The organism is Paenibacillus lentus (assembly GCF_042714055.1).
Classification (GTDB): domain Bacteria; phylum Bacillota; class Bacilli; order Paenibacillales; family Paenibacillaceae; genus Fontibacillus; species Fontibacillus lentus_A.
The window spans coordinates 1-5,825 of the sequence record NZ_JBHGVC010000029.1 but is presented as its reverse complement, the minus strand read 5'-3'; the positions used below and the strand labels follow the sequence as shown (position 1 = coordinate 5,825).

Here is a 5,825-nt window from a genome sequence, read left to right as displayed (position 1 = left end):
TGATGCTGTAAATGATGCGCCAGCTGATTCGCTCGGCGGTTCAGCTCCCCGTACGTCATCTCCTGTCCGTCCATGCAGAGTGCAACCCGGTTCGGGTGCTGCTCCGCCTGGCGTTCGAACGGCTCGTGGAGGCATAGATTCCGGGAATACTCCTTCTCCGTTGCATTGAAGTCGAAGGCCAGCTGCTGGCGCTCAGTCGGTGTTGCCACTTCAATCTCGGACAAGCGCATTTCCGGCCGTGCCGCCACCTGCTCCAAAATATGAATGTAGTGCTGGAGAATTTGACGGACCCGTTCAACGGCGATTGCCTCTTCGTTGTATAACACCTTCAATCTGAGATGCTCTCCCGGGATTACGATCAAATTGAAATCATAATTCGTCTGTTCAAAGCTCTCGCTTTCCGCTTCTACCGTAAATCCAAGCCATTTATCATTGCTCTTGCTCTCTACCTCTGCTGAAACGGGAAAGTTCTCGAAGGCAATAATATGATCGAACAGACCCTCCTTCAACGAAGAATCGGACTGAATCTCGTATAAAGGGTAGTAATCGTAACTTCGGGTTTGAAGGATGGACTCCTGAAAAGCAGCGACCGTACGGGCAAACGTGTCATCACTATCGGAAGTCAGCCGCACCGGAACCGTATTAATAAACAGGCCGACTATACTTTCCACATCCGGCAATTCAGGAGGCCGGCCGGATACTACCGATCCGAATACCGCATCCTGAGTATAGTTGTACCTCTGAAGCAGTAATCCCCAGGCTGCCTGAATGACGCTGTTCAATGTGACATTGCATGTTCCCGCCATCTCACTCAGTGTCCGACTCAGTTTGACGTCAATATCGCAGATATGGACACTGTGCTCATAGGCTCTGCTTGAAGGAAGCGAGGCCTTGACCAGCGGTGTCATTTGGCTGAAATCATCAACATAGCTTCTCCAGAAGGAGGCGGCTTGCGCCTCATCCTGCTTGCCAATCCATTCTATGAAGCGGTTATAGGAAGGAGCTGGCGGCAAATGAACCAAGCTGCCAGAACGAAGCGATTGGTATATCTCAAAGAAATCTTCTAATAACAGGCTCATGCACCATCCATCCATCAAAATGTGATGGTGGCTCCAAACGACCGTATATTCAGCTTGGGAAGTCTGTAAAATGGAAATGCGCATAAGCAAATCCGCTGTAATATCAAATCCCTTTTCCTTGTCTTCGCGAATAAATCGCTCCACCTTCGCAGTTCGTTCTTGCGGATGGAGAGAGACTAGAGTTTCAAAATAAACCTGGGCCTTTCGTTCCTTCAATACAATCTGAAGCGGCTTTTTAACTTTTTCATAAACAAAGATAGTTCTCAAAATATCATGTCTCTCAATAAGCTTTTGAAAGCTTTGGGTGAACTTGTCGAGATCAAGTTCACCTTGCAGCTTCAAAATCATTTGTTCGAAATAGGCATGAGAATCACGATCTACGATGGAATGAAACAACATTCCCGATTGCATTGGCGATAAGGGATATATCTTTTGAATCTCTGTACCGCTTCCCATGTCGATTCCTCCTATGATTTGATTTTGTTTGAAATCATGCTGGACAGTACATCCAGATCTTCTAAGGAAAGCTCGTTATCCATGCCTAAATCCGAAGGTGTCATTTCGCTTCCTTGCTTCGTGCAGCAGTGATCAATCACTTCAATTAATTTTCTCTTTAAGGCATTCATCAACTGCCGGACGGCTTCGGACGAGAATTCTGCATTGCTGTAGCTTGTCGAGAATTGAAGCTTCCCGTCCATCACCATCCCGTTTATATCCAGACCGTATTCTCTCTTGCGCCTAGGACTGATCTCTGTACCGCTGGAAGTCGAGGATGGTTCCAGCCATCCGAGAGCTTCATCGTTCAGGAATTCGCCGAAATAATTAAAGCTGATTTCAGGATGCCAGGCTTCCGACAGGCTCCGGGTCGAGTATTTTAACAGACCGTAACCCAGTCCCTTATTAGGTATTTCCCGAAGCTGTTCCTTTACGGACTTGATCAAATAACCAATATCCTTGGAGTCAGAGATAGATAGCTTCACAGGGTACTGGCTTGTAAACCATCCCACTGTCCTCGATATATCCACATTCTTGACCAGTTCCTCTCGTCCATGACCTTCCATACTGAGCACAATTTCACTCGTATTGCAGTATTCGGCCAAGGTACTGCCCAAGGCTGAAAGAAGGATATCGTTCATTTCCGTATTATAGGATTTATGAACTTCCGTCATTAACCGGCTCGTTTCTTCTTCCGTCCATTCCACGCTCTCCCATACGGTCATGCTATCTGTCTGCTCATTCGTGGATGGTTCACTCAACAATTTTGTCGGTGCAGCAGCTTCGATTCTTCTCCAATACGGCAGCTCCTTGTCAAACCTTCCCTGTTCGGCCAACTGAGAGAGCTTGTCCGCCCATTCTTTGAAGGAGGTCGTCTTTTCCTGTAATTGCGGGGCCTTTCCTTGCTCCAACTGCTGGTATAGGGCAGCAAAATCCTCCAGCAATATTCTCCACGACAATCCGTCTACGACGAGGTGATGAATAATGATTAACAAGTAATCCCGATCCGGGGCATGGAACAAGGCTCCTGTCAACAAAGGCCCCTGTTCCAGAGAGAACATACCTTGAAGCCGTTCCGCCTTCTCCTCAATCGATAATTCAGGGTTCAGCTCATGCCTTACATCTATTTCGGAGAAATGGAACAGCTTGTCCGTCTCTTCGTTGAGGGGGCGGTTCCACTGCTTCCAGTGGTTCTCTTCCCGGAAATATATCATGCGAAGCGCATCATGGTGTTCTGCAAGCCGTCCAAAAGCCGCGCGAACATAAGTCGCATTCAGACGTTTGGATTTTGTCTCCAGCATCATGGATTGATTATAGTGATGCAGATCCATATCATCATGTTCAAAGAAATACGCTTGGATTGGCGTCAACCTGACCTCACCCTCAACCGGCTCTTGAGGTATGATGATCTTCGAAGTTTGGATGTGGGGCGCCAGTTCTGCCAAGATCGGATATAGGAACAGCTTGGACATTTCCAATGACAATCCGTGTTTTCTCAGACGGGAAGCCATTTGAATCGCTTTGATGGAGTCGCCGCCCAGGTTAAAGAAATGATGCTGTCTGCCGACACGCTCCATTCCGAGCAGTTCCTGCCATATATCGGCCAGGATTTGCTCGATATGGCCTTCAGGCTTTACATAAGCGATTCCCGTTTCCTCCAGTACTTCTATCGCTGGCAATTGATTGCGGTCAATTTTGCCGTTTGGCGTCAAAGGCAGCTTGTCCAGTTCGATAAAATGGGTGGGAACCATATAGCCGGGAAGGTCTCGCAGCAGCTGCTCCCGAACCTGCCGAATCTCCATCTGCTCCTTCAGAACAACGTAGGCACAGAGCACCCTTGAACCGGATGGATCCACTCGGTCGACCACCGTACACTCTTTCATACAGGACTGTTTCAACAGGCAGGATTCAATCTCGCCCAGTTCTATGCGATAGCCGTTTATTTTGACCTGGCGGTCTTTTCTGCCGAGAAATACAAGGTTGCCGTCCGGTAACCAGCGAGCCACGTCTCCCGTTCGATACAGCCGTTCTTCCACTGCAAACGGGTTCGGAATAAAGCGCTCCAAGGTAAGTTCTTGCTGGTTTAGATATCCTCTGGAGATACCGGATCCTCCGATATAAAGATCTCCATACACTCCGGGCGGCTGCAGACGAAGACTATCGTCCAGCACATAGAAGCTTGCGTGCTGCAGCGGTTTTCCAATAGGAACTGCTCCGGCCCATACCTCTTCAGGGCTGCTTGCTTCAAAATAGCTTGAATCGATGCAAGCCTCTGTCACCCCATAGCTATTAAGAATGCGCATCCGGGCACCGAAGCGTTCAATGAGAGTCAGGTAATCTTCACGAGAACAGATATCCGAGCCCAAAATAAGCAGTTCCAGATGCTCCAATGGTAATTGTTGTTCATATACGTACTCCATCAGAGGAACAATCAACGCTGGAGTTGATTCAAACAGCGTAATTCTGTGCTGCTGCAGCGTCTCGTATAACAATGGCGGATCCAGCTTCACTTCATCGGAGCAAATGACGAGATGTCCCCCATTCAGAAGCACTCTGGATAAGTCGCCTGCGAACACATCGAAGGAGAAACTGGCCATTTGCAGCAACCGGATCGGCATGGCATCCAAATGATATTCAGTCTTCCAAGCTGCCGAGATGCTGACCCAGCTGCGATGCTCGATCATAACTCCTTTAGGTTTGCCCGTAGTGCCAGAGGTGTAAATGAGATAAGCCAAATCAGCAGGCTCGGTATCAACTTTCAAATTGTCCGAATTTCCAGCTGCTTCGATCGCCGACCCCATATCTACCACCGTGTTCTCGAACCTGACCTTGCTTTGTAGATTTCTGTGCGTGACCAGCCAAGAAGTGCCGCTGTCATCGAGCATGTATTGAATGCGTTCTTCAGGATAGTTCGGATCAATCGGAACAAAAGCACCCCCGGACTTCAAAATCGCCAGTACTCCGACAACCATGTCCAGAGAACGCTCAACCATGATAGCCACAACTTGATTGCGGCCAACTCCCAAAGCCCGCAAATGATAAGCCAACCGATTCGCCTTGTTGTTCAGCTCCGCATAGGTCAATGTGTCGGAATCAAAGCTCACAGCGATACGATCTGGTGTTGAATCAGCCTGCTCGTCAAACCATCCATGGAAAGTCGGCTTGACAGGATTGGCTGTTCTATTTCTGCTGCTGTTCCATTGCGTAGTCATCCGTGTTCGTTCCTCTTTGCTAAGGAACTCTAATTCCCGAAGCTGCGCTTCCGGCGACATAGAGATCGCTTCTAACAGATTCACGTAGTGCTGCAAAATCTGCTCGGCGGTCTCCTGTCTGAACAATCGGGTAGAGTACTCCAAACTGACATGAACGCCCTCTTCTTCCTCCAGCACATCGATACTCATGTCAAACTTGGAGGTTCCATTGTCCTGATTCATCGGCGTCAGTCGAAGATGCTCCAGCTGTAATTTCTGATTCGATTTATAGTGAAAATCAAACATGGTATCAAATACAGGATTTCGGCTGACGTCCCTGATCAAGTTCATTTTCTCGATGAGCAGTTCGAACGGATAATCCTGATGTTCACTAGCCTGGAGCATTCTCTCTTTAACCCGGCTCAGCAGCTCTGGGAATGTCTCCAGCTCGTTCATTTCTGTCCGAATGGCCAAAGTATTGACGAACATTCCGATGAGCGATTGAACGTCGCCATGTCGTCGCCCTGCTACAGGTGATCCGACGATGATATCCTGCTGGCCTGTATACCTGGATAACAATAATTTGTATGCAGCCAGGAAAACCATATACAACGTGCTTCCCTTTTGGTTCGCTAATCTCCGCAGAGATTCCATGACCGGCTCAGGAACAATCCGTTCTATACGGGAGCCTTCAAAGGTTTGGAACGCTGGCCTTGGATAATCGGTCGGCAGCTCCAGGACAGGCAATTCCCCGGATAAAGCCTCTAACCAATACTGCTCTTGGCGTTCAAAAGCCTCCGATACCATATGCTGCTGCTGCCATACCGCGTAATCCTTGTACTGAATACGCAGCGGTTCCAGGTTCTCGCCTTCGTACAGCTTCATGAATTCCTCGATCAGAATTCCCAGGGACACGCCGTCCGAAATGATGTGATGCATGTCAAAATACAGCAGATGCTTCTCTTCGCCGGTCTTTATGACTGCCGAGCGGAACAACGGGGCTTGAGTCAGATCAAACGGCTTCACCAGTCGCTCCGTTATTTCCTCCAGCTCAGCTTCT

The 5,825-nt window shown here is 48.6% G+C and carries 2 protein-coding genes; both read right to left on the bottom strand.

What is annotated here, in order from left to right:
* A partial coding sequence (locus tag ACE3MQ_RS27200; protein ID WP_379398755.1) for a condensation domain-containing protein occupies positions 1-1,535 on the bottom strand: 1,535 nt, incomplete at its 3' end.
* Between the two features lie 11 nt (positions 1,536-1,546).
* Positions 1,547-5,825 (bottom strand): amino acid adenylation domain-containing protein (locus ACE3MQ_RS27195; protein WP_379398753.1); only part of this gene is annotated, 4,279 nt, incomplete at its 5' end.